Source organism: Paenibacillus sp. FSL R7-0048 (genome assembly GCF_038004505.1).
Lineage (GTDB): Bacteria > Bacillota > Bacilli > Paenibacillales > Paenibacillaceae > Paenibacillus_AQ > Paenibacillus_AQ odorifer.
Window position 1 is genome coordinate 818,657 of sequence record NZ_JBBORF010000001.1, and the last position, 20,506, is coordinate 839,162.

At 40.8% G+C, this 20,506-nt stretch carries 21 protein-coding genes; 17 read left to right on the forward strand and 4 right to left on the reverse strand.

What is annotated here, in order from left to right:
• The first annotated feature begins 25 nt into the window (after positions 1 to 25).
• From NSQ91_RS03555 to NSQ91_RS03610, 12 genes are all read left to right on the forward strand, one after another.
• A complete protein-coding gene (locus NSQ91_RS03555) occupies positions 26 to 289 on the forward strand; it encodes a type I restriction-modification enzyme R subunit C-terminal domain-containing protein (protein ID WP_303047250.1) in 264 nt (87 codons plus the stop codon).
• 514 nt (positions 290 to 803) lie between these two features.
• The gene (locus NSQ91_RS03560) at positions 804 to 2,678 is read left to right on the forward strand and encodes a flagellin N-terminal helical domain-containing protein (RefSeq protein ID WP_076282546.1); all 1,875 of its coding nucleotides are present in this window, start codon (positions 804 to 806) and stop codon (positions 2,676 to 2,678) included.
• A 409-nt stretch (positions 2,679 to 3,087) separates the two neighbouring features.
• The gene (locus tag NSQ91_RS03565) at positions 3,088 to 3,570 is read left to right on the forward strand and encodes a nuclease-related domain-containing protein (protein WP_340916425.1); all 483 of its coding nucleotides are present in this window, start codon (positions 3,088 to 3,090) and stop codon (positions 3,568 to 3,570) included.
• A gap of 306 nt (positions 3,571 to 3,876) precedes the next feature.
• On the forward strand, positions 3,877 to 4,059 hold the full coding sequence (locus NSQ91_RS03570; RefSeq protein ID WP_340916427.1) for a hypothetical protein: 183 nt from the start codon (positions 3,877 to 3,879) through the stop codon (positions 4,057 to 4,059).
• Between the two features lie 176 nt (positions 4,060 to 4,235).
• Positions 4,236 to 4,583 (forward strand): hypothetical protein, encoded by a 348-nt coding sequence (locus tag NSQ91_RS03575; protein WP_340916432.1) that lies wholly within the window; start codon positions 4,236 to 4,238, stop codon positions 4,581 to 4,583.
• A gap of 456 nt (positions 4,584 to 5,039) precedes the next feature.
• Complete coding sequence (locus NSQ91_RS03580; RefSeq protein ID WP_081383426.1) at positions 5,040 to 5,618, forward strand: sigma-70 family RNA polymerase sigma factor; 579 nt, start codon at positions 5,040 to 5,042, stop codon at positions 5,616 to 5,618.
• Positions 5,611 to 6,468 (forward strand): hypothetical protein, encoded by an 858-nt coding sequence (locus tag NSQ91_RS03585; protein ID WP_340916434.1) that lies wholly within the window; start codon positions 5,611 to 5,613, stop codon positions 6,466 to 6,468. The genes NSQ91_RS03580 and NSQ91_RS03585 overlap by 8 nt, the downstream gene beginning before the upstream one ends.
• 213 nt (positions 6,469 to 6,681) lie before the next feature.
• Positions 6,682 to 7,794, forward strand: a complete 1,113-nt coding sequence (locus tag NSQ91_RS03590) for a helix-turn-helix domain-containing protein (protein ID WP_340916436.1) — start codon at positions 6,682 to 6,684, stop codon at positions 7,792 to 7,794.
• Positions 7,795 to 7,906: 112 nt separating this feature from the next.
• Positions 7,907 to 8,923: an ABC transporter substrate-binding protein gene (locus tag NSQ91_RS03595; RefSeq protein WP_312148553.1), complete on the forward strand. Its 1,017-nt coding sequence runs from the start codon at positions 7,907 to 7,909 to the stop codon at positions 8,921 to 8,923.
• Positions 8,920 to 9,741 carry an alpha/beta hydrolase gene (locus NSQ91_RS03600; protein WP_076190091.1) on the forward strand — a complete coding sequence of 274 codons (822 nt, stop codon included), beginning with the start codon at positions 8,920 to 8,922 and terminating at the stop codon, positions 9,739 to 9,741. The genes NSQ91_RS03595 and NSQ91_RS03600 overlap by 4 nt, the downstream gene beginning before the upstream one ends.
• A gap of 70 nt (positions 9,742 to 9,811) precedes the next feature.
• Positions 9,812 to 10,852 carry a FecCD family ABC transporter permease gene (locus tag NSQ91_RS03605; protein WP_076190092.1) on the forward strand — a complete coding sequence of 347 codons (1,041 nt, stop codon included), beginning with the start codon at positions 9,812 to 9,814 and terminating at the stop codon, positions 10,850 to 10,852.
• Entirely contained in the window at positions 10,852 to 11,838 is a 987-nt protein-coding gene (locus NSQ91_RS03610) for a FecCD family ABC transporter permease (protein WP_340916441.1), read from the forward strand. Before NSQ91_RS03605 ends, NSQ91_RS03610 begins: the two co-directional genes overlap by 1 nt.
• Before the next feature lie 80 nt (positions 11,839 to 11,918).
• Here NSQ91_RS03610 and NSQ91_RS03615 read toward each other — a convergent pair whose 3' ends face one another.
• A complete protein-coding gene (locus NSQ91_RS03615) occupies positions 11,919 to 12,458 on the reverse strand; it encodes a PadR family transcriptional regulator (RefSeq protein WP_076128531.1) in 540 nt (179 codons plus the stop codon).
• A gap of 46 nt (positions 12,459 to 12,504) precedes the next feature.
• Positions 12,505 to 13,692 (reverse strand): YhgE/Pip domain-containing protein, encoded by a 1,188-nt coding sequence (locus NSQ91_RS03620; protein ID WP_076185138.1) that lies wholly within the window; start codon positions 13,690 to 13,692, stop codon positions 12,505 to 12,507.
• 169 nt (positions 13,693 to 13,861) lie between these two features.
• Here NSQ91_RS03620 and NSQ91_RS03625 point away from each other — a divergent pair, with 169 nt between their 5' ends.
• The gene (locus tag NSQ91_RS03625; RefSeq protein ID WP_340916444.1) at positions 13,862 to 14,986 is read left to right on the forward strand and encodes an NAD(P)/FAD-dependent oxidoreductase; all 1,125 of its coding nucleotides are present in this window, start codon (positions 13,862 to 13,864) and stop codon (positions 14,984 to 14,986) included.
• A 162-nt stretch (positions 14,987 to 15,148) separates the two neighbouring features.
• On the opposite strand, the gene NSQ91_RS03630 is transcribed toward NSQ91_RS03625, so the two are convergent.
• On the reverse strand, positions 15,149 to 15,601 hold the full coding sequence (locus NSQ91_RS03630; protein ID WP_076128537.1) for an Lrp/AsnC family transcriptional regulator: 453 nt from the start codon (positions 15,599 to 15,601) through the stop codon (positions 15,149 to 15,151).
• A 249-nt stretch (positions 15,602 to 15,850) separates the two neighbouring features.
• Between NSQ91_RS03630 and NSQ91_RS03635 the strand changes: the two genes are divergently transcribed.
• Positions 15,851 to 17,383, forward strand: a complete 1,533-nt coding sequence (locus NSQ91_RS03635; protein WP_340916447.1) for an MFS transporter — start codon at positions 15,851 to 15,853, stop codon at positions 17,381 to 17,383.
• Positions 17,384 to 17,585: 202 nt separating this feature from the next.
• Positions 17,586 to 18,752, forward strand: coding sequence for a DUF4317 domain-containing protein (locus tag NSQ91_RS03640; protein ID WP_340916449.1), 1,167 nt, complete (start codon positions 17,586 to 17,588; stop codon positions 18,750 to 18,752).
• 73 nt (positions 18,753 to 18,825) lie between these two features.
• Here the strand turns inward: NSQ91_RS03640 and NSQ91_RS03645 are convergent, their stop codons facing one another.
• Positions 18,826 to 19,359 (reverse strand): NAD(P)H-dependent oxidoreductase, encoded by a 534-nt coding sequence (locus tag NSQ91_RS03645; RefSeq protein ID WP_340916451.1) that lies wholly within the window; start codon positions 19,357 to 19,359, stop codon positions 18,826 to 18,828.
• Positions 19,360 to 19,550: 191 nt separating this feature from the next.
• Here NSQ91_RS03645 and NSQ91_RS03650 point away from each other — a divergent pair, with 191 nt between their 5' ends.
• Together NSQ91_RS03650 and NSQ91_RS03655 are read left to right on the forward strand one after the other, a co-directional pair.
• Entirely contained in the window at positions 19,551 to 19,916 is a 366-nt protein-coding gene (locus NSQ91_RS03650) for a winged helix-turn-helix transcriptional regulator (protein ID WP_076282561.1), read from the forward strand.
• The gene (locus NSQ91_RS03655; protein WP_076282562.1) at positions 19,898 to 20,467 is read left to right on the forward strand and encodes an SF0329 family protein; all 570 of its coding nucleotides are present in this window, start codon (positions 19,898 to 19,900) and stop codon (positions 20,465 to 20,467) included. The genes NSQ91_RS03650 and NSQ91_RS03655 overlap by 19 nt, the downstream gene beginning before the upstream one ends.
• Positions 20,468 to 20,506 lie beyond the last annotated feature (39 nt).

Below are 20,506 nucleotides of genomic sequence, written 5' to 3' on the forward strand. Positions count from 1 at the left end.
AAGGATAAAGATTTGTCAGGAATTCATTAATTACCAGTCGCTGAGTCAAGGGCAGATTGTCTTTGTCAAAAAGGTAATTGATTATATTGTTCAGAACGGTTATATCGACAATGTGTCTGAACTGATTAAGCCACCTTTTGACAAGTCGCAGAGCTTCATTAAGCTGTTTGACGGAACGAAGCAAAAGAGACTTATAGAGATGGTTACACAGATTAAAGATAATGCGGCTAAGATTGTAGATTATGCTTACCAACAGACAAGTACTAGGCCACGATCTTCTGTGGTCTAGTTTTCATTTGAGGGTGACTCATCGAATAAAGTTGTTCACGCTGTTTACTCTACACATATAGAACGCATAGTATTGATGGAAAGAAAGTCGTAACTCCAAAAAAACTTGTGAAAAAATCAAATAAAGCTGTGAAAAAAACGGGGAATCATCAATTTGAAGTGTGTCTTTATTTATGCGAACAATGGTGATTGCAGATTGTGGGCTGTTTTTAACAGAGGTTTATTCATATTGAACAAAGGTGTTAGCGACTATACCCCTTTTTAAGTTGCTTTTGTAAGTTGTAACTAATTTCTATTGAGTCGTCTTTGTGAACGTTTAAACAGTTAATTCATCTTGTGAATCAAAGCTCCTCTAAAGAGTTCTTCATTGGCTTTTAAGCGTGGAGATGTTGAAAGGGGCTTACCATGGAAAACTAAACAAAAATACCTCGGATTTCTAAAAAGATAAAATATAGGTATTTAGTGCTAATAAAATGGATACAAAACACCGATGTAATATTATGGGTGGTGACAATATGAGAATTGCGCATAACATTTCCGCACTAAATACATTAAATAAATTAAATAAAAATAATAAATCTGTGGGAACTTCATTAGAAAAGTTGTCTTCAGGATTATTTATTAATAAAGCGGCAGATGATGCAGCGGGGTTGGCAATATCGGAAAAAATGAGAGCGCAGATTCGTGGATTAGCTCAAGCGGGAAGGAATGTTCAAGATGGTATTTCACTAATTCAAACCGCTGAAGGGGCATTAGGGATAATACAAGACCCTAATCTTTTAAGGTTAAGAGAACTTGCTATACAGGCTTCTAATGGTACTTTAACTGATTCAGATAGAAGCCATATTCAAAAAGAAGCTCAACAAATTAAAGAAGGGATAAATGAAATTGCAAATAACACAAATTTTAACGGAATTAACTTATTGAATGTCAGTTCGAACAATTCAGGAACCAATATAATATACACAGGTGAGAATATATCTTCATTAACTAGCTCAACTTTAATTGGAAATAGTGATAATATTCATAATGCTGCAGGGATTGAAATTATTACTGGGGTGAACGATGAGCTGACGGTGAAAGTTGATGGGAATTCTTATTCTGTTACTATTGCCTCGGGGATGTATAACGGCTCTTCAACTGCTTTATACAATGATATCAATTCCAAACTTGCAGCATTAGGGGCACCTGTAAAACTTACTGATGTGTATAGTAAGTGGGATGATACTCATATGAGAACCTTACTTACAAGTACATTACCAGGCAATCATACGATCGAAGTTGAGGGAACGGGATTTAATGAGATATTTGCTCAAGAAGATAACTTTTTGGGGAATTATCAAGTGTGGGGAAGAGAGGCAGATTTTTCAATAGGTTATACCGTGGTTTCAGGTGTAAACGATACACTTGATTTTAAAGAAAATGGAGTATCCAAAACGATTGTGCTAACAGAGGGGGCCTATAGCAGAGATGAGTTTATTATTGAATTAAATAAACAACTCACGAATGTCGGAGCCAATATTACGGCGTCATTTAAAGGTCCAATTGGCGTAAACACGAGCGCAGGTCCGGGTAATACTCATTACATGCTCTCATTGAAGCATAATTCAAGCAATTCTAAGAATGCCATACAGTTGGTATCCGGAAATGCATTGAATCCATTATTTATACGTTTGGCTAATCCCGGTGATGTTTGGACTCCAAATACAAAGAGTTACCTCTTAACCAATATTGATATTTCAAACGGAATATCAATAGAAAATAGCCAAGATTGGGAATTTACAGTTGATGGTTCAATCAAAAAAAAAGTTACATTAGGCGCAGGTTCATATACTACTTCCGATTTCATTAATATCCTTAATAATGAATTCTACAATATTAGTGCTGGTATAATTGCTAAAGATGATAACGGCATACTTAAGTTTGAGCGAGAAATGAATGGTAGTAGTTATACGGTATCTGATCTAACAATCATTGATGCTGTTAATAATAGTAATACATTACATTTAGAAGTAGGACCGAATGCAGGTAATATCTTTATAGTTAATTTATCGGATGCGAGGACAACTGCCCTAGGCATTAATGGGATTGACTTTTCAACAATACAGGGTGCAGAATCAGCAATATCCAAAATTGATAAAGCAATAAAAATAGTTTCAGCAGAGCGGTCTAAGTTCGGTGCTTATCAAAATGCATTAGAACACATACATAATAATGTTTCGAATTACGGAGTTAACTTAACAGCAGCGGAATCAAGGATAAGAGATGTGGATATTGCGAAAGAAATGATGAAAATGACTAAGAATAATATTCTTGCTCAAGCATCTCAGGCATTATTGGCTCAAGCCAATCAAAAACCACAAGATGTCTTAGAATTATTAAATATATAAGTTCACTTCCTTCTTGCTTAAGAGTCAACCAAGACTAAGATTTATGGGTTATTATAACAATTAGGCGAATACTGCGCCGTTCTTTATGAACGTCTATATCTTCAAGGACTAAAGGATGGCATGCAGCTTGCAAATGCCTTTACTGCCCCTTCAGTTTTCTTGGACTAAGACATGCCCTGTGGGTAGCGGAGAAGCACATAGGTATCGGGACCAAGGGGATATATTCAGATCTTATCTTCGGACTGTCAATGCGACAGTCTTTTTTTATATATATTAGGAATTTTTGTTTTTTAGATGCTGTTCATTCAAAAGAGGGCAGACCTCCATTCATGATATGAATAAAGGGATAACTTCCCATGTTGTCGAATAACCATACATATTGTAAATCTATATCAGATGAGGTTTTGATATGTTTAAAGCGCTATTGTCTCTCTTTAAAAAATCCGACACTAAGCCACCACAGGCAGTGCGTAAGGCACAAACTCCCAAGTCGAAACCGAAGGTTGCTTCCACACGAATTGGAGAGTTAGGTGAGCATAAAATCAATATCCAACTTGACCAGCTACCTAAGGAGTGTAAATCATTAAGCGATCTAATGCTTCCTAATCCCAAGTCTCGAACAGGTTACACCCAGATTGATCATATCGTTATTTCCCCGTATTGCTTATTTGTCATTGAGACGAAAAACTACAATGGAGAAATTAAAGGTGGGCGAACGGATCAACAATGGTCAGTGAGCAACCGTTACAAGATGTATAATCCGCTGAAGCAAAACTATGGACATATCAAGGCCATCGAGAGCCTGATACAAGGTATAGCTGCAGTGAAATTTATCTCTATGATTTCATTTACGATGAGATGTCGGTTCAGTATTGATCCGGATCTTCGGTAGTCCCACTCGGACGAACTGGTTGTCTATGATGTGGAAATAAGTGAGTTTATTTCTAGGAAGCTGATCAGTTTAAAAACAGGAATTCCTGAACCTTCTATCTCTCCGTCGAAAATACAAACGATTTATGAGCATTTGCTTAAGGCTAATATCACCGATACTAAAATTCGCAAGCGAGAATAAGGGGGAAGAACTAGAGAGGCCTGTGAGGTACCTATCATCGTACTAAAGGGAATCAACATACATGATCAAACAACTAAGAAGCTGGTGGAAGAATACAGAGATCCCTAACTTAATTGGTGGGATAAATTGAAAAAAAATGACAATAAGAGGGCGAGGGAACTACACGGTGCTTTATACGAGCAAGTACATCCTGGACCGGGCCTGGAGATTGCTGAGCTCCGTCTAGAAACGGAGGAAGAGCTTCGTGAATGGCGTGAGAAGCGCCGAAAGGGCAGAGTGAAGGTGAAGTTGGATCCTGAGCAGTATTAGACTTTGGGAAGGTTGTTGAAGTTCGGAATATTTAGGTTAGTGAAAATGAAGTAAGGTGAACGAAACATCATCGAACTCAAACTGAATCATACGTAAGTGGATTTGGCTATATAATGTAGCTAGCGCGGATACTTTAAGTATTCGTGCTAGTTTAATTATCAAGGGAATTAAACTACATGAATAAAAATGTCTTCAGAGTAGTTATTATTTTGATTTTTGGTTTAATTATTTTGGGTGGGATATTTGTATATCGTTCACCAACTAAAGAAATCAATCACTACATATCTCAATTTCCATTCAATAGAAGTAACCATATCCTTTATCCTGATAATATCTCTGGATTTCTTGCTTTTGATGAACAGGAAGGTTTACCTGCTCCTTCGGTTAGACTAAATGTCCTCAAACGCTCTCTAAATACTATGGAAGTATTAGCTGGTTTTGAAGTGATGGTGTATAATTCGGAAAATGTGCTAAAAGAGGTATACTCCGGCGAATTATTGTTTTTTTGGTTCGTGACAGATTAAATTGGAAGATTAGTACTGTGAAAATTATTAATGAAATGAAAGGAAATTTCACTTGAACAACTGAAGTACATAAATTATGAAATTAATTGTAACGCAGAGAATCTCCCCTTTTTCACCTCCCTATGTAGACCCCGCAAATCTAGTATCAACGCTTTCGCGGATAACACTCTTTTACCGCCATTGTTTCGTCCACTTGCCTATAAACATCGGCCGATCCTTGTTTGAATACAATTCATCTCTTATCCCAAAAATTCGGCTCGAAGTTGCTGTATGTTCTATTGAATGAATGTTGAAAAAAGCCTCTGGCTTCCCCACTTTTCGCACTCTCCCACAATTATCAAAACATTTTGTTAATGCTCCGCTCGTTTCTCCGTATTAACATATGTAAGTTTCTTCACAACAAATTGCGCAATTTGTTTAGCTTTTCGATGAAGGTGAGGTGGAAGGAGGGTGGAGATGGAGGTTATCCAGGGTAAAGTGGAGCGTTACATGAATACCGAAAGATCACGTGAAGCTATCATGTCCAAAGAGGAATTTACCCGGATGTATGATACGTACTACCAACGTGTTTACAAATATATCTGTTATCGGATTAATAACCACCACGCGGCAGAGGACATATGCAGTCAGGTGTTTGAGACTGTGATGTGTAAGTATTATAGTTTTTCACAAGAAAAATCCAATTTTGAGGTGTGGCTGTTTGCCATTGTAAGAAATGCTGTGACGGATTACTTTCGGGCGCAGAAGAAAAGAAGCTATACCTCACTGGATTCGTTGCTGGAGCTTATATTTCCCAAGCCGTCTCCTGAGGAGCTGGCGATCCGTGAGGATAATAATCAAGCACTGTTCAAGGCGCTCTCCAAGCTGCGTGAGAAGGAACGAAATATCATTGCAATGAAATATGGGGCTGGGCTGAAAAATTCCGAAATTGCACAGATCATGGGAGTTAGTGAGTCCAATATCGGTGTCGTAGTATATAGAAGCTTGAAAAAACTGCATATTTCCTTAAAGGCAGGAGGGTTCAAAAATGAATAAGAAAGATGATCTCACCAAATTCAGCAAAACCATAGAACTGCTTGAGAATGCCGAACAGGGCAGCACTACCGCCAAAGAAAGAATCTATAACCGCTTGATATACAAATTGGACCATGGGGCTCTTAGCCCCCAATCAGAGATAAAGGACGGGATAACGATGAAAAAAAGCAGCTGGAGAAATGCAATAGTGATTGGCAGTGCAGTAATTTGTCTGGGTGGAGCATTCTCTGCAACCTCCTATGCACAGGATATGTTCCAATCGATCATGGCAAAGTTTGAAGTGGGAAATCTCGAAATCACACAATACGATAAGGAAATCCCATCGGCTGCACAGTCAATGACTCCATCTGAAGATGCCCAAGGTGGGGAGAATGCGGTCATTGAATTGCCGGTTGCAGCTAAGTTGAGCCTAGATGAAGCACGTGCAGCACTTGGCATGAACTTCCCGGCACCCGATTGGATGGGAGACTATGAGTTTGTGAATTGTGTTCTTCAGGGGACCAGCATGGTTGAAGTGCAGTATAATTCCGGTGAGAATGCTGTGAATTTTCTAATCTCCAAGGGCGGGGACAATGGGATCAGCACTACGGAAGAAGTGAAGACAGAAGTAATTAACGGGACTAAGGTTTATTATGCAAATGGAATTGTGATATGGGAAGAGGATGGCTATACAGTAGAGTTGTATTCCCAAGTAGATTTTGACCAAGCTACACTAGGGAAAATCATTGATAGTTTTAACATTGGTGCGCCTGTTCAGCCTTTAGAGCAAGGTCAAGTGAAGGAGAACTTGCAAAAGAATGGAGCAGCGGTTGCAGCTCCGGCTCCGGCTCCGGCTGTAGATTCGGAATAAAAGACTTACTCCGGGCAGCAGCAGCCTATAGTTACACACAGAAGACGCGAGGGGATTAGTCCCCTAAGCGTCTTCTTTTTTGAGCACACTTTTATAGAACATTCCCCAACCATTGCCACCCCCCAAAAACAAAAGTATAATTGATAATGATTATCAATTAATGAATGAATAAAGAGTTAAGTGTATTTATATAAGCAGTAAAGAGGTGACAGCATGCAAAAACAATCGCAGAAGACGGATTTAAGCGAGGTTAGAAAATATATAGAAGAGAATTTCACGAAGCACCTGTCTTTAGCACATTTAGCTAATCTTTCTGGTCTTAGTTCCAGTTATTTTTCCTCGGCGTTTAAACAGGAATATATACAAAGTCCAATGGAGTTTGTTACCCAGCTGCGGATTCAAAAGGCTAAACAATTATTGCAAAAGGAAGACGTTCGCTTGAAGTTTATAGCAGAAGCGGTTGGATATAGTGATGAGTTTTATTTTAGCCGAGTGTTCAAAAAGGTTGAAGGGATCTCGCCAACGATGTATTCCAGCCAGCAAAAATCTCATATCGGTGTTGTAACTGGGAACATGATGGGGTATTTACATGCGGCAGGAGTCATTCCGTTTGCTGCACCCTTAAGTGCAAAATGGACACCGTACTACTATAATTTATGGTCGCAAGAAATCGAGCATAAGGTAACCTTGACGCAAAATAAAAATTATTGCAGCCCAAATGAGCTGCTGCATTTGCCAATCGATCTTCTTATTTCTCCCAAAGATTTGTCGTCAGAGCTGGTAAAACGGATAGAGGATCATTTTCCAATCTATTGGCTGGATGATAAGCAAGATTGTTTAGTAGCCTTAACTGAACTTGCTGCCCGACTAAATAAACAAGAAGAAGCGAAACAGTGGATCACACAGTATAGGGCAAGATTGGAAGACGTTCGGCGCAGGTTAGAATGGACCTCTACACCACCTAAAGTTCTAGTTATACGTATCTATCAGCAGCAAATCTTTGCTTATTGTAATACAGGCATTCAGCATCTTTTATTTCAGGATTTGGGAGCGGAATCTAGTTATGAGCAGCCCAGTCTATATAATGCAGAGATTACTTTTGAAGAGTTAAGTAGATTGAAGGTAGATAAGCTGTTTACGATTATCTGCCCCGATGATGATTCACGAGCAACATGGCATCATTTGCAGAGAGAGGTTGGGTTCAGACAGTTAGAGGCTATTAAGCAGCAACAAATCTATGTTATTCACTCCGATCCTTGGTTTGAATATTCGCCTGTAGCTTTAAAGCGGATGCTAGAGGAAGTTGCAGTAATGATGATACCTTGAAAATGTACATGTCTAATCATAAGATGTTACATGGTCAATGCGTCCTATCTCTTATACACTCAATACTGAGAATGATTATTATTGAGAATATAGGAAAGAGGGAAGGTCTATCATGAAGGGGTTTAATACAAAAACAATAAGTTATGTTGTAATGGTTGGTTTATTATCCATTCTACTAACAGCTTGCGGTGGCAATAATACAGCTAATCAGCAAGCAACAGATACTCCAGTAACAACCAGTGAAGCGAGTGCAACTGCAACCGATGAACCCGCTGTACAAGAAACGGAAGTAGCGGCTAGAGATGCGTTTGTAGTAACAGACCAAGTAGGCAATACAGTAAACATTCCGGGGACTGTACAAAAGGTGTATGCCCCTGGTCTAGAGGATTACTTAGTTACCCTTGGTGTAACCCCAGTAGCCCAATGGTCCACGGGTGAAAGACCGCAGCAGTATCTACAGGATACGTTAAGTGGTGTAAAAGAAATCAGCTTCGCTAATGGTGTTCCCTCTCCAGAATCTGTAGTAGATTTGGAGCCGGAATTAATTATATTCCCCACTGCTTTTTATGCACAAAATGGTGTTTATGAAAACTACTCGCAAATTGCTCCAACTTACGTGTTTAAGAATGCACTCGGCAATGTAGTGGAGGCCACAGAAACGATTGCGAAATTGCTAGGTTTAGAGGATAAAGCAACAGAAGCTATTGCTGCTTACAATACAAAGCTAGAAGCAACTAAAGCACAGTTAGCCAGCGTTTCTGCCGGTAAAAAAGCAATTTATATTAATGCGAATGCCCGTGCGATCTTTTTAGTGGGTAACTTCCATTACGGGGGTTATGTGCTGAGTGAGCTAGGCTTTGCTCAAAGTGCTCTTGTAGAAGGAGAAATGTCCGCTGATATTTCGCTGGAAATGTTGTCTGATTTAGACGCTGATTATATCTTTATTAACGATAATGATGGTCTGGGAGATGCTTTCCTGGCAGACATTAAAGCTAGTCCTTTATGGAAGGCGCTGCCTGCAGTTCAAGCAGGTAAAGTGTTCGAGGTGGATGGCGATCACTGGAGATCCAGTGGATTAATTGCTTATCAAAAAACGATGGACGATATTGTAGCGTTCCTGCTGCCATGATTATCAAACCGTACGTAAAACCAAACTATGAAACGATGTTGATCACGAGTAAAGCTAATCATAAGGACTATGAAATCTTTATTGCCAAACCTTTGGATGAGTCTGCAAAAGATGGCTACGGCGTCATTTATGTTCTTGACGGCAATGGGCTTTTTGAAACCGCTGCTGAAATCACCCGATTGCTGACGCGTAAGCCTAAAGGCTATCCACCCGCGATTGTTGTTGGCATTGGTTATCCTGGAGGTGAGGCGTTTGATACCGTGCGTCGAACCTATGATTTAACCATGCCAGCTGAGCTCGCGAATTTACCGAAACGTCCCAATGGGGAGCCTTGGCCTGAATTTGGCGGGGCAGATGAGCTGCTAGCTTTTTTTGAAAAAGAGTTAATGCCAGCCATTGCCCAGAGGTTCGTTATCAATAAGCAGAAGCAAGCATTGTTTGGCCATTCCTTTGGCGGATTATTTGTTCTGCATGCGTTGTTTACTCAACCCACCTTGTTTTCACATTATATTGCAAGTAGTGCTTCCATCTGGTGGAATGATTACGCACTTTTAAAGGAATATGAGAGTTTTAAAGCTGATTTACACAGCAATATGCTAAGTCAGTTACCTAAAACGCTTATGATTGCCGGTGGAGAAGAGCTGGATTATATGGTCAAGGATAGCTTGGATTTATGTAACAGCATGATAGCCTTACACCTTCCAAGCTTCGAAGTAAGCTGGGCATTGCTTGAGCAAGAGGAGCATGTGAGCGTAATCTCGGGTGCGATTAGTCGGGCCGTCAAATTTTTGCTTACCACATCCTCTGACTTAAGTTAGATAGAAATCATATTCGTTTGCATCTGAGCTGGCCCTTGGCTGGCTCTTTTTGTAAAGTGAAGGGAAAGGGTTGGAAACATTGGCCGCAAATGTTCAGAAATCATCACTAGCAGGAGAAAAAAAGTTCTCCTTTTTATTATTGCTAATCCTCATGCTCCTCCTATTAATAGGCGTATTAGTGCTTGCTATGGCCCTTGGCGCGAAAAAAATGCCCTTCGCAGATGTATTCATGTCTATTTTTGCTTTTGATGATAAGGCGTCTACTCATCAGGTGATCCAGTCGATTCGTTTACCCCGGGTACTTGCCGCTATGGCAACAGGCGCTGGATTTGCAGTAAGTGGAGCGATTATTCAAGGGATTAGTCGCAATCCTTTAGCCGATTCGGGGATTCTTGGATTAAATGCTGGGGCAGGGGTCACGTTAGTTATTGCTATGGTTTTCCTGCCGACGATTTCATTCACAGGTACACTTTGGCTCTGTATTCTAGGTGCGGGATTGGGAGCGGGTTTAGTCTTTAGTGTGGGTTTATTAAGTAAACGAGGCATGACGCCTATTCGGCTTGTATTGGCGGGTGCTGCCATCTCTGCTATGCTAACTGCCCTAAGTGAAGGAATAAGTATCTTTTTTTCAGTGGCTCAGCAGGTGGCTTTTTGGTATGGAGGAGGTTTAAGTGGCATTAGCATGGCTCATCTACAGCAAATGTTGCCTTGGATGCTTCTTGCGCTATTACTTGCCATCGTAATTTCAAAGTCGATTACTATACTTTCTGTAGGGGATGAGACAGCGGAAGGGTTAGGCGTTAATATAAAACTTATCAAAAATCTCTCGCTTTTAGCCGCATTCATGTTAGCTGGGATCTCATGTGCTTTAGCTGGATCTGTAAGCTTTGTGGGCTTAATTGCTCCGCATTTGGTACGTTACATAGTGGGTGTGGATTATCGTTATATTATTCCATTATCCGCAATTCTGGGAGCCATCCTTGTTGTGCTTGCTGATTTAGTGGCACGTATCGTAAATGCCCCTTATGAAATCCCTGTAGGTGCTGTAATTGCGGTTATTGGTGTTCCGTTCTTTCTATATTTGGCGCGTAAAGAAAGGCGGGAGCTATAGTGAAGCTAAGATGGAAATTTATAATTATAGCAATCATTTTACTGCTAGGCTTTATATATAGTGTATCTACTGGTCAAAGCAGCTTAAGCTTACAAGAGTTATGGCAAACCGTATTGGGAAAGGGAACACCGAGGCAGGAGCTTGTACTTTTTCAGTTCCGTATTCCACGTATGATCTTGGGTTTTCTAGTAGGTGGCGCGTTGGCAATAGCAGGAATGCTGCTGCAAGCTATAAGCCGAAATGCTTTGGCCGACCCGGGCATACTGGGGATAAATGCTGGTGCTGGATTATCCATGATGTTATTTTTACTCTTACAAAATAGCTCAACCGGCTTACATACTTATGTTCAGCCACTGTATGCTTTATTGGGCGGATTTATCGTTGTCGCTCTATTATTTATGCTTTCCTATGATCGCAATCAAGGCATTATTCCCATTCGATTAATTTATACTGGTATTGCTGTTGCGGCTGCGATTAGTGCATTTATGATTGTGTTAACCTTCGTACTAGATCCTTCGCAATATCAGATGATTAAGGTGTGGCTGGCAGGGAACATAGGGAATAGTAATTGGAGTCACGTGTATGCTATGCTGCCTTGGTTACTTCTTATTGTGCCTTTATTAATTCGGAATCATCTTATATTGGATGTACTAAGGCTTAACGATCTTGTAGTCATTAGTTTAGGGGTATCTCTAAATAAGTATCGTGTTTGGTTTTTAGTGTGTAGTGTCTTATTGGCGGCACCAGCGGTTGCTGTCAGTGGGAGCATTGGATTTGTAGGACTAGTAGTTCCACATTTAGTTAGACGACTCTTTCGTGGCCATAAAATAATGATTCCCGCGTGTTTATTAATCGGTGGCGGATTAGTTGTTATTGCAGATGCGCTTGGTAAAATGGTAGTAGCCAATACTGAAATACCAGCAGGAGTAATCGTGGCTTTAATCGGTGCTCCATACTTTTTATATTTATTAATTAAAAGTGAATAACTGAAAAAAGCTATTGTGTGATTGATGCTGGAAATAAAAAAAGAATGCCTTGATTATGCAATAATCCAAGGCATTCTTTTTTATATCGTTTTCGTTTTCAGCTTTTCTAAAAGAACTTTCCACCAGTGTATAGATTGCTCAAGTTGAGAAGCGTAGTAGCTTTCCATGAAATCTACACTTTCACGAGTGGAGCTATCTACATCTATTTGCTGGTAGATTTGATTTAATTGATCTTTTTTTATAAGTGACTGTTCAATTTTCTTCTCGATAATCGGGATCACTTTATCAGTCTCTACAAAACGAAGATTCACAAGAGCGACAATCATATCTGAAATAGATTCTGCATCTTCTATTACCTTATAAATTTTGAGCGGGAGCTGCTTGCGCCCTTTATCGGTAATGGAAAACACCTGTTTGTCTGGACGATGTTCTTCTTTGATAATCTCTACCTGTTCAACTAAGCCCTGTTTCGTAAGAGATTCAAAGTGATAATACAGTTTGCTTTCAGATAGATTGAGCAATTTATCAAAAGGAATAGGGGTGGATAGTTCTTTTTTTAATTTATAAGGATAATTATTTTCATCCATTAACTTACTTAAGATATAAATTTGAATTGACATCACAGAACCCACTCCTAATTGTTGGCTAAACTCTATCTTACCAAACCTAGGCGGTTATTTCAGCTGTATTTTTAACTTCAACGGGCAGTATAGTTTCTTTAGTTACAGGTACAGGTTTATGAACAAACCGGACGATTACAATGTTAATCATCATAGCCCCGGCAAATACGCCTGCTAATCCCCATAAGAAGGGGGCTGGACTAATGGAACCAAACATTTGTGCCAAATAAGCTTGCACAGAATAATACATCGGGGTGATGCGGCCGAACCAATCGTATGGTGTATACATCATATCACGAGGCATGGTAGCACCATTGGCGATGGTTTGCATGAGCAGGATTGGAATATTTAAGACCATACCGCCTTCGCCAACTAGGAAGACCATAATCGCACACACGTTAAATGCAGCCATATACATTAGAATTTGCTGAGCAGCAACTGGTAACAGTAAGGATAGGTCTACATCTGCAACAGAGAAGGCAATGGTTAAAGCAACGACTGTTGATAATACAGCGATTAATAAAGCTGTGAATTGAACGAACATAAACAGTTTTGTCTTGCTTGCTTTCCCGCGGTTCGCTTTAAAAGAAGCAACTAATTGCATGGAGGCAATCATTGCCCCAACATAACCAGCCATAGTTAAGAACATAGGTAACATGTTGTTGTGCATGCCGTCCGGAACATCATTGATGACAACATAATTCCCGACATAGCTATTTTCAATTTGTGTAGCCATTGCGGTGGCTTGTTCTTCTGGTACGTTAAAGTTCATTAACACACCTTTTGCGGTTTGCTCTGAGAAGTTCGCGCTTAATTGTTTGTTAATTTCTCCTACAACGGAAGACATGGCTGAAGATACCATGGTGGCAGAAGCTTCGTTGACTGTGAAATCAATACTTGCGGATACCTTACCGCTTTGAACGTTGGCTGAAAATTCTTCTGGAATATGGACAACTAGAGCTAACTTATTATGTTCTAATTCATCCATCGCTTTTTTATTCGATACATCGGTTTTTATCGTTTTGAATGGTAAACTCTCCGAGAACTGACTCGAAATCTGAGCCCCATATTGACCTGCATCATCATTGACAATAGCAATTTTTAAATCATCCATGTTCCCTGGAAGTGCTGTATACCCTGGTAAGAAAATACCAAGCATCGCAATGGCATAGAACACACCCATAAAAATAGAACCAATGGCCCCTTTGGACTTCAAAAACTGTGAAAACTTCAACTGTATTCCTTCTTTCTTCTGAATAACACTTTTATTATAGTACTTCAATTAAAGTACTTTTAACTGAGTGAAATTTATAGTACGATAATTCATTAGAAATGTCAAATTTAAGATACAATGGGTAAGTAGTGAATGATTAAAAAAATGAATAACTGAAGGGACTTCGAACATGAACAAGGTTATTGTAATTGGTGCAGGCATATTAGGAGCTTCAGCAGCTTATCAGCTAAGTAAGTTAGGTGCTGAGGTCATCATTATAGATCGTAAGGATGTTGGACAAGCAACGGATGCAGCAGCAGGGATTATTTGTCCATGGTTGTCTCAACGCAGAAACAAAGCATGGTATCGTCTTGCTAAAGCGGGAGCAAGCTTTTATCCGGCACTTATTCAAGAGTTGGAAGAGGCTGGAGAAACCGAGACTGGATACGCAAAAGTTGGAGCGATATGTATCCATGAGGATTTGAAAAAGTTACTCGCGATGAAAGAAAGAGCGGAGCTGCGCAGAGAGGACGCCCCTGAAATAGGGGAACTTACGATGCTGACGGATCTTGAAGCGCAAGAGAAGTTTCCCTTATTGTCGGAAGGCTATCATGCGCTTCATGTATCCGGTGCAGCAAGAGTGAACGGACGTGAATTACGTGATGCTTTGCTAAGGGCTGCTCAGCGTAATGGTGCGCAAATGATTGAGGGAGATGCTATTTTAGAACATGATGAACATGAAATTAAAGGGGTTAGTGTAGGAGAACAGACATTCACAGCGGATGAAGTGATTGTGTGCGCAGGGGCTTGGTCTAACGCTTTGCTTCATCCGCTTGGGATCATGCTTCAGGTGCGTTATCAAAAAGCTCAAATTATGCATTTGAAGCTTGCTCAACAAGCGAGTACAGAGCAATGGCCTGTGGTAATGCCGCCTACAGATCAATATATACTCGCATTTGCGGATCAAAATATCGTGGTAGGTGCTACTCACGAAAATGATGTCGTAGGTTATGATACTGCTGTAACCGTAGGAGGAATGCAAGAAATTCTAAATAAAGGTCTTCAAACGGCTTCCGGTCTTGCGGATTGTAGCCTAAATGAGATAAGAGTAGGGTTCCGTCCATTTACAGCAGATTTTCTTCCCGTGTTGGGCAGGGTTCAAGGATGGAATAAACTAATTGTTGCTAATGGACTAGGATCATCCGGATTAACGATGGGACCCTTTCTTGGTGAGCAGCTAGCCAAGCTGGCCATGAATCAACAGGTAGATATTCAGCTTGAAGACTATGCATTAGAGCATGCGATAAATGAGTAGTAAAAAAGGAGGTCAGCGATTCGATCCGCTAAAGTGCCACCATACGTATTCCTTAAAACGACAGAGATGTCGTTTTTTTTAACTAAACATTTATTCCTGCTTATTGTAAGACGCTCTTAATAAAGCTACTTCTCTGAAAACTCGTTGTCCTTCTGCTTGGCATTAGTCTACTTTAGATGCCTCTTCGAGAGAATGAATGAGAAATCTATGATCTATCGGTGAAGACATAACAATCAGGATCGTATAGGTTCCATACTTATCACATTGATTGCCAAACTCTTCAAGAGCATGTGTAGATTCGGTCACTACTTTTAATAAATAGCTGTGTTCTCCACTTATACGGTGGCACTCGGCAACTTGGGGAGAGGCATGGACAAAGTCAAGAAATGCCAGGCAGTCTCTAGTCCGAAACAACATATAGGCTGCCGTATTTTTCCCGATTTTTTCAGGGGAGATGATGGTGCGATATTCCTCAATGATTCCTTTCTCTTCCATTCTTCTAACTCGTTCCGTAACCGCAGGTTGAGACAGACCTACGGATTTCCCCAGTTCTGTCATTGAAATCCTCGCTTGATTTTGAAGATAGAAGAGAATTTGTTTGTCTACATGATCCACTTTGGATGGCCTCCTTTATATTTAAGGTAATTCATTAAAACTCCTTTAATTACTTTGTTAAATCATCATAATTGATTGATTATAATATGTAAAATGAATAATTTACATTATATAATATGACTCTCACCAAAATGATGATCTACACTTGGAAAGTTAGAGAGGATGGCTACCATTGAGAAAATTTGATTTAAATAAAGTAGGTACAGAAGATTTACAGGCACGTATTGATGAGTCTGGAGGAAACTCCCAATGAGACTCTCCCACTCCCGCAAAAATATAATCACATTAGCTGCTATATGTTTGTCCGCATTGATGTTTGGCCTCGAAATTTCCAGTGTGCCTGTGATACTGCCTACCCTGGAAAAGGTACTGCACGGTAGCCTCAAGGATATGCAATGGATTATGAACGCCTACACCATTGCCTGTGCGACAGTTCTGATGGCTGTTGGAACGCTGGCTGACCGGTATGGAAGGAGGCGTATTTTTATTATCAGCCTTATCTTGTTCGGTATTACATCTTTGATTTGTGGCTTGGCGCAAAGCACAACGGTTCTGATCGCCAGCCGGTTCCTTCAAGGCGTGGGTGCTGGCGCGATGCAGATTTGCCAGATAGCCATTCTTTCACATCGGTTTCAGAAAGGAGAAGAACGCAGCAAAGCTTTTAGCACATGGGGGATCGTGTTTGGTATCGGTCTCGGTTTTGGACCTATCATTGGCGGTATGATCGTGGCTGTATTGAACTGGCATTGGGTTTTTCTGGTCCATGTCCCGCTGACCCTTTTTACTTTGATCCTTGTCTTCAGCGGCGTGGAGGAGTCCAGCGATCCACAGGCAAAAAAGCTGGACATTATCGGCATCGTCACGCTTTCGTTGACGGTTTTTGGCCTGGTCTATTTTATCACACAAGGGTCGGAACTTGGTTTTAGAGGTACAGCATCCCTCAGCATCCTTGTTGCAGTGGCAATAAGTTTCATAGTATTTCTATTTGCGGAGAAGCACAGTGCTCATCCAATGTTCGACTTTTCCGTATTCAAGATACGTAATTTTTCTGGTGCTCTCCTTGGCTCCGTCGGGATGAATTTCAGTTTTTGGCCATTCATGATCTATCTTCCAATTTATTTCCAGAGCGGGCTTGATTACGACATCGTAAGTGCCGGGTTGTCTGTTCTGGCTTATGCACTGCCCACCCTGGTAATTCCGCCTCTGGCAGAGCGATTTTCGCTCCGCTACCAACCGCGCATAGTTATCCCATTGGGTCTATTCGTTATCGGCTTGGGCTTCATTTTGATGAAGTATGGCAGCAGCGGTGATCACGCCAGCTGGTTGACTATGCTCCCCGGCTCTCTGTTGGCTGGTATTGGGCTGGGATTAACCAACACGCCTGTCACCAACACGACTACCGGCTCGGTACCTAGTACTCGTGCAGGTATGGCTTCCGGCATAGACATGAGTGCCAGATTAATCAGTCTAGCCATCAACATTGCCGTAATGGGCTTCATTTTACAGGAAGGCATCTTTTCTTATTTGAAGAAAGCTTTTCCTGAGACTGTCGATGTTTTACAATTGCGATCTTTGGCCGAAAAAACAGCTGCCGGAAACACTTCGTCTCTCAATCAGGGTTTTCCAGAACTATCCTCACTGGATGCATCTGGAGCTATCGTCCATGCCTCGCTTGTACACGGCTTTGGTTTGGTGATGCTCTATGGCGGTATTGGTGTCTGGGTGTTGGCCGCGATCAGTTTTATAATTTTTGGACCCAAGAGAGCATTGTTGCAAAAGTAGAGAGTGAAGACTATCGCGCCCACAAGCGATTCGTGAGTCTCAACTGATTAAGCCGCCTAGTATTATCACGTAAAGTCGTTGTATTATTGCTTTGGAACAAAACTGAAATGAAGTAACGTTAAAAACCCCTTCTAGCGAAGCTTTTTTTTATCCTTTATACTGAAAAGACCAATTAATCTTCCTAGGAGTTGTCTAACGAATCATGATAAAGAAAGAAGTCGCGCATATACGCAAGCAATTTAAGCTGGATCACGATTTAATGAGTATTTACGATATTCTCAACGTGTATATTATGAAGGAAAGCAACGAAATCTATCATTGGGAGCGCCAGCCGTTTGGAATGGTGGACAGAGAGAAGCAGGAGCTGTATATGGGCAATTTCAAAAAACTCCTGACCGGTGAACTGGATCAGAAATTGTTCGAGTTGAAGTTTCAAGCGGAAGCGGAGGAGCCGGCGCAGGTGATGCTTCATCAAGCTTTGGTGACAGGGGATCCGGATGAATGGCAGGATCTGATGCTGCTGTTGGTGGACAGAATGATGGCGGATACTCATTATGAACGGGATACGGTGATCACTTTCGTTCGCGGACAGTATTTCCGCCCGACTAAAGATAGAAACGATGAAGCCGAGGAAAGTGAGAAAAACGAACTATTCGCGCATCCTTTTATCCTATGCAGCGTGAATTCCACGGAGAAACAACGGAAAGCTCTCTTGTTTGATTACGTGGAGCGGGAGTTCAAGTACAATGTCATTGTAGATCCGATCGTCAAGTTAAGCACACCGGAGCAAGGTTTCTTTTACCCAAGTGTGACGGACAATTATTCCGATGTGAACCGTATTCTATATTGTACGGGGAAATCGAACTTTCTAGATCCGCATTTTGTCGGAGAGGTCTTGAATGCCGAAAGATCCAATACGGCTCTGGAAGAGAGAGCTATATTCGAAGACATCGTGAAGGAAGTGGCGGGCGAACAGCTTGATGCAACCACTCTCGCACAGGTGTACGAGGAGATCCATCAGGTCATCGAAACCAACGACGATAAGGAAGAACCTCCAAAGCTCGATTATAGAGACCTGGAACGTGTACTAACGGTAAGTGGCGTTGAGAACGTGACAATGGAAAAAGTGGAACGGGCGTTTGAAACGATCGTTGACGATAAGCATTATGAGATGAAGGCGAGCAGCGTAATGCCGAAATTCACTACCAAATCGATTAAGATCGATACAAAGGTAGCTACGATTTCGGTCAGCCCGCAGGATTTAAAATATGTGAAGCAAGTGAATTATCATGGGAGACGCTGCATTTTGATTGAGGTTGACGAAGATGCCGTGATCGAAGGCTTCACCCTTACTACAGAGAATCTTTAGACTGCTTCAACAATGCTATGGGCTATCCTTAAAGTCTTTGAACAAGACTAAGGATAGCCCAATTTGTTTTGTATCAAATACGGTGATTAAAGATATATTCGATATATTCTTTTGCGCTAGTATTAATTTCTTCATCGCTGGCTTGGAATGAAGCTCCAAAAACAGCAAAGTACGGTAGGGCTTCTGCGCCTACATGTTTGGCACTGGCTTTAAAGGGTGCGATCACTGCGTCTACGGTAAAAGAAACAGAGCCCGCTGGCTGATAATTTTCTTTTTTATCACCGATGGACAGGGCCAGCCCTAACTTTTTCCCGTTAAGCTTGTTCCCGTTTGATCCATAAGCCCATCCGTAAGCCAACACATCGTCAAACCATTTTTTCAATAGCGGCGGATAACTGTACCAATACAACGGGAATTGAAAGATCACATGGTCATAAGCTTCCATTAGATTCTGCTCTCTAGAAACATCAATATTCCAGTCAGGGTACTCCTTATAAATCTCATGAAGGGTAATATCGTTGGGATATAATAGCAGTTCCTCTTTCCAGCGCTGGTTGACCCTCGAATTTTCAAGGTTTGGATGCGCCAAAATCACTAGTGTTTTCATGATGAATCTCCATTCTCAGGCCTATATTATTTATGAATATTATTATTATCTTGCAGGTTGTAAAAAAAGAAAATACACACAATAAAGTAAGATGGTTACTTCGAGGTGTGTACTGGACTCCGAAAAAAATATATGCAACAATGAAGTTTTGAGTAAGCTTAATTTGATCAGCATGAACGAGGTGTCATTCTATGAAACAATATCATTTAGGGATAGAGGCAACACTAGAAATCATCGGCGGAAAGTGGAAAGCTTTGATCATTTGCTTTTTGATGTCCGGTGCCAAAAGAACAAGTGAATTACAGCGTAATATTCAAGGCATCTCACAAAAGGTTCTGATCCAGCAGCTTCGTGAACTTGAGAGGGATGGGCTTGTCAAAAGATTCGTGTACCAGCAGATGCCGCCAAAAGTTGAATACAGCCTCACGGAATATGGCGTTACAGCTAATAAGATCGTGGATGTTATGTGTGCTTGGGGAAAAGAAAATATAAAAATAAGGCAAAGACGAGGAGAAGAGATCGTCTTGTTGGAGGATACATGTCCTGGAGCAAATTAAAGCAACAACTGGAGAGTTTTCTCTGTCCTGCGTTATCTGGCAAGGTTGAATATCGCGCAAGCAGCTACCGTTATTTACCTGATAAATCAGGGAGCTGTTATATTTCGGTAGATAAAAAGAACGTACTCAATATGAATGATAGAACTAACTCAATCAGATGGTATCTGACGGAGCAGGAGATTAAGAATGATTCAGAACTCCAAATTCCAATCCACCCTGAAGACATTGAAGCGGTTAGAAAAGATAGTAAAGGGAACATCCCGGAGGATCGTCTAATAGTCATTGCAAGAAGCAGAAAGATATCAGAAGTTGCAAAGGAGCTTTTGTCAGCACAGACGTCATTAAGTAAATCGAATTTTATCGTTATAGCTAATAAGTTTTTATCTACTTCTATAGAGGAAAGCATAGAGAGCGATGATATCTTATTGAATATTCTGGCTTTAGTGGACAGACGGGTTGGGAAAAAGCGGATTTTAAACATGAGCGAGAAGATGCAGTTAAAGCATCCGATTGTGCAATATTTTTATGAACTACGTCGTAGTACATTGTGAATATAACTAAACTCTCCCTTGCCCAATGGGACCTGCTTC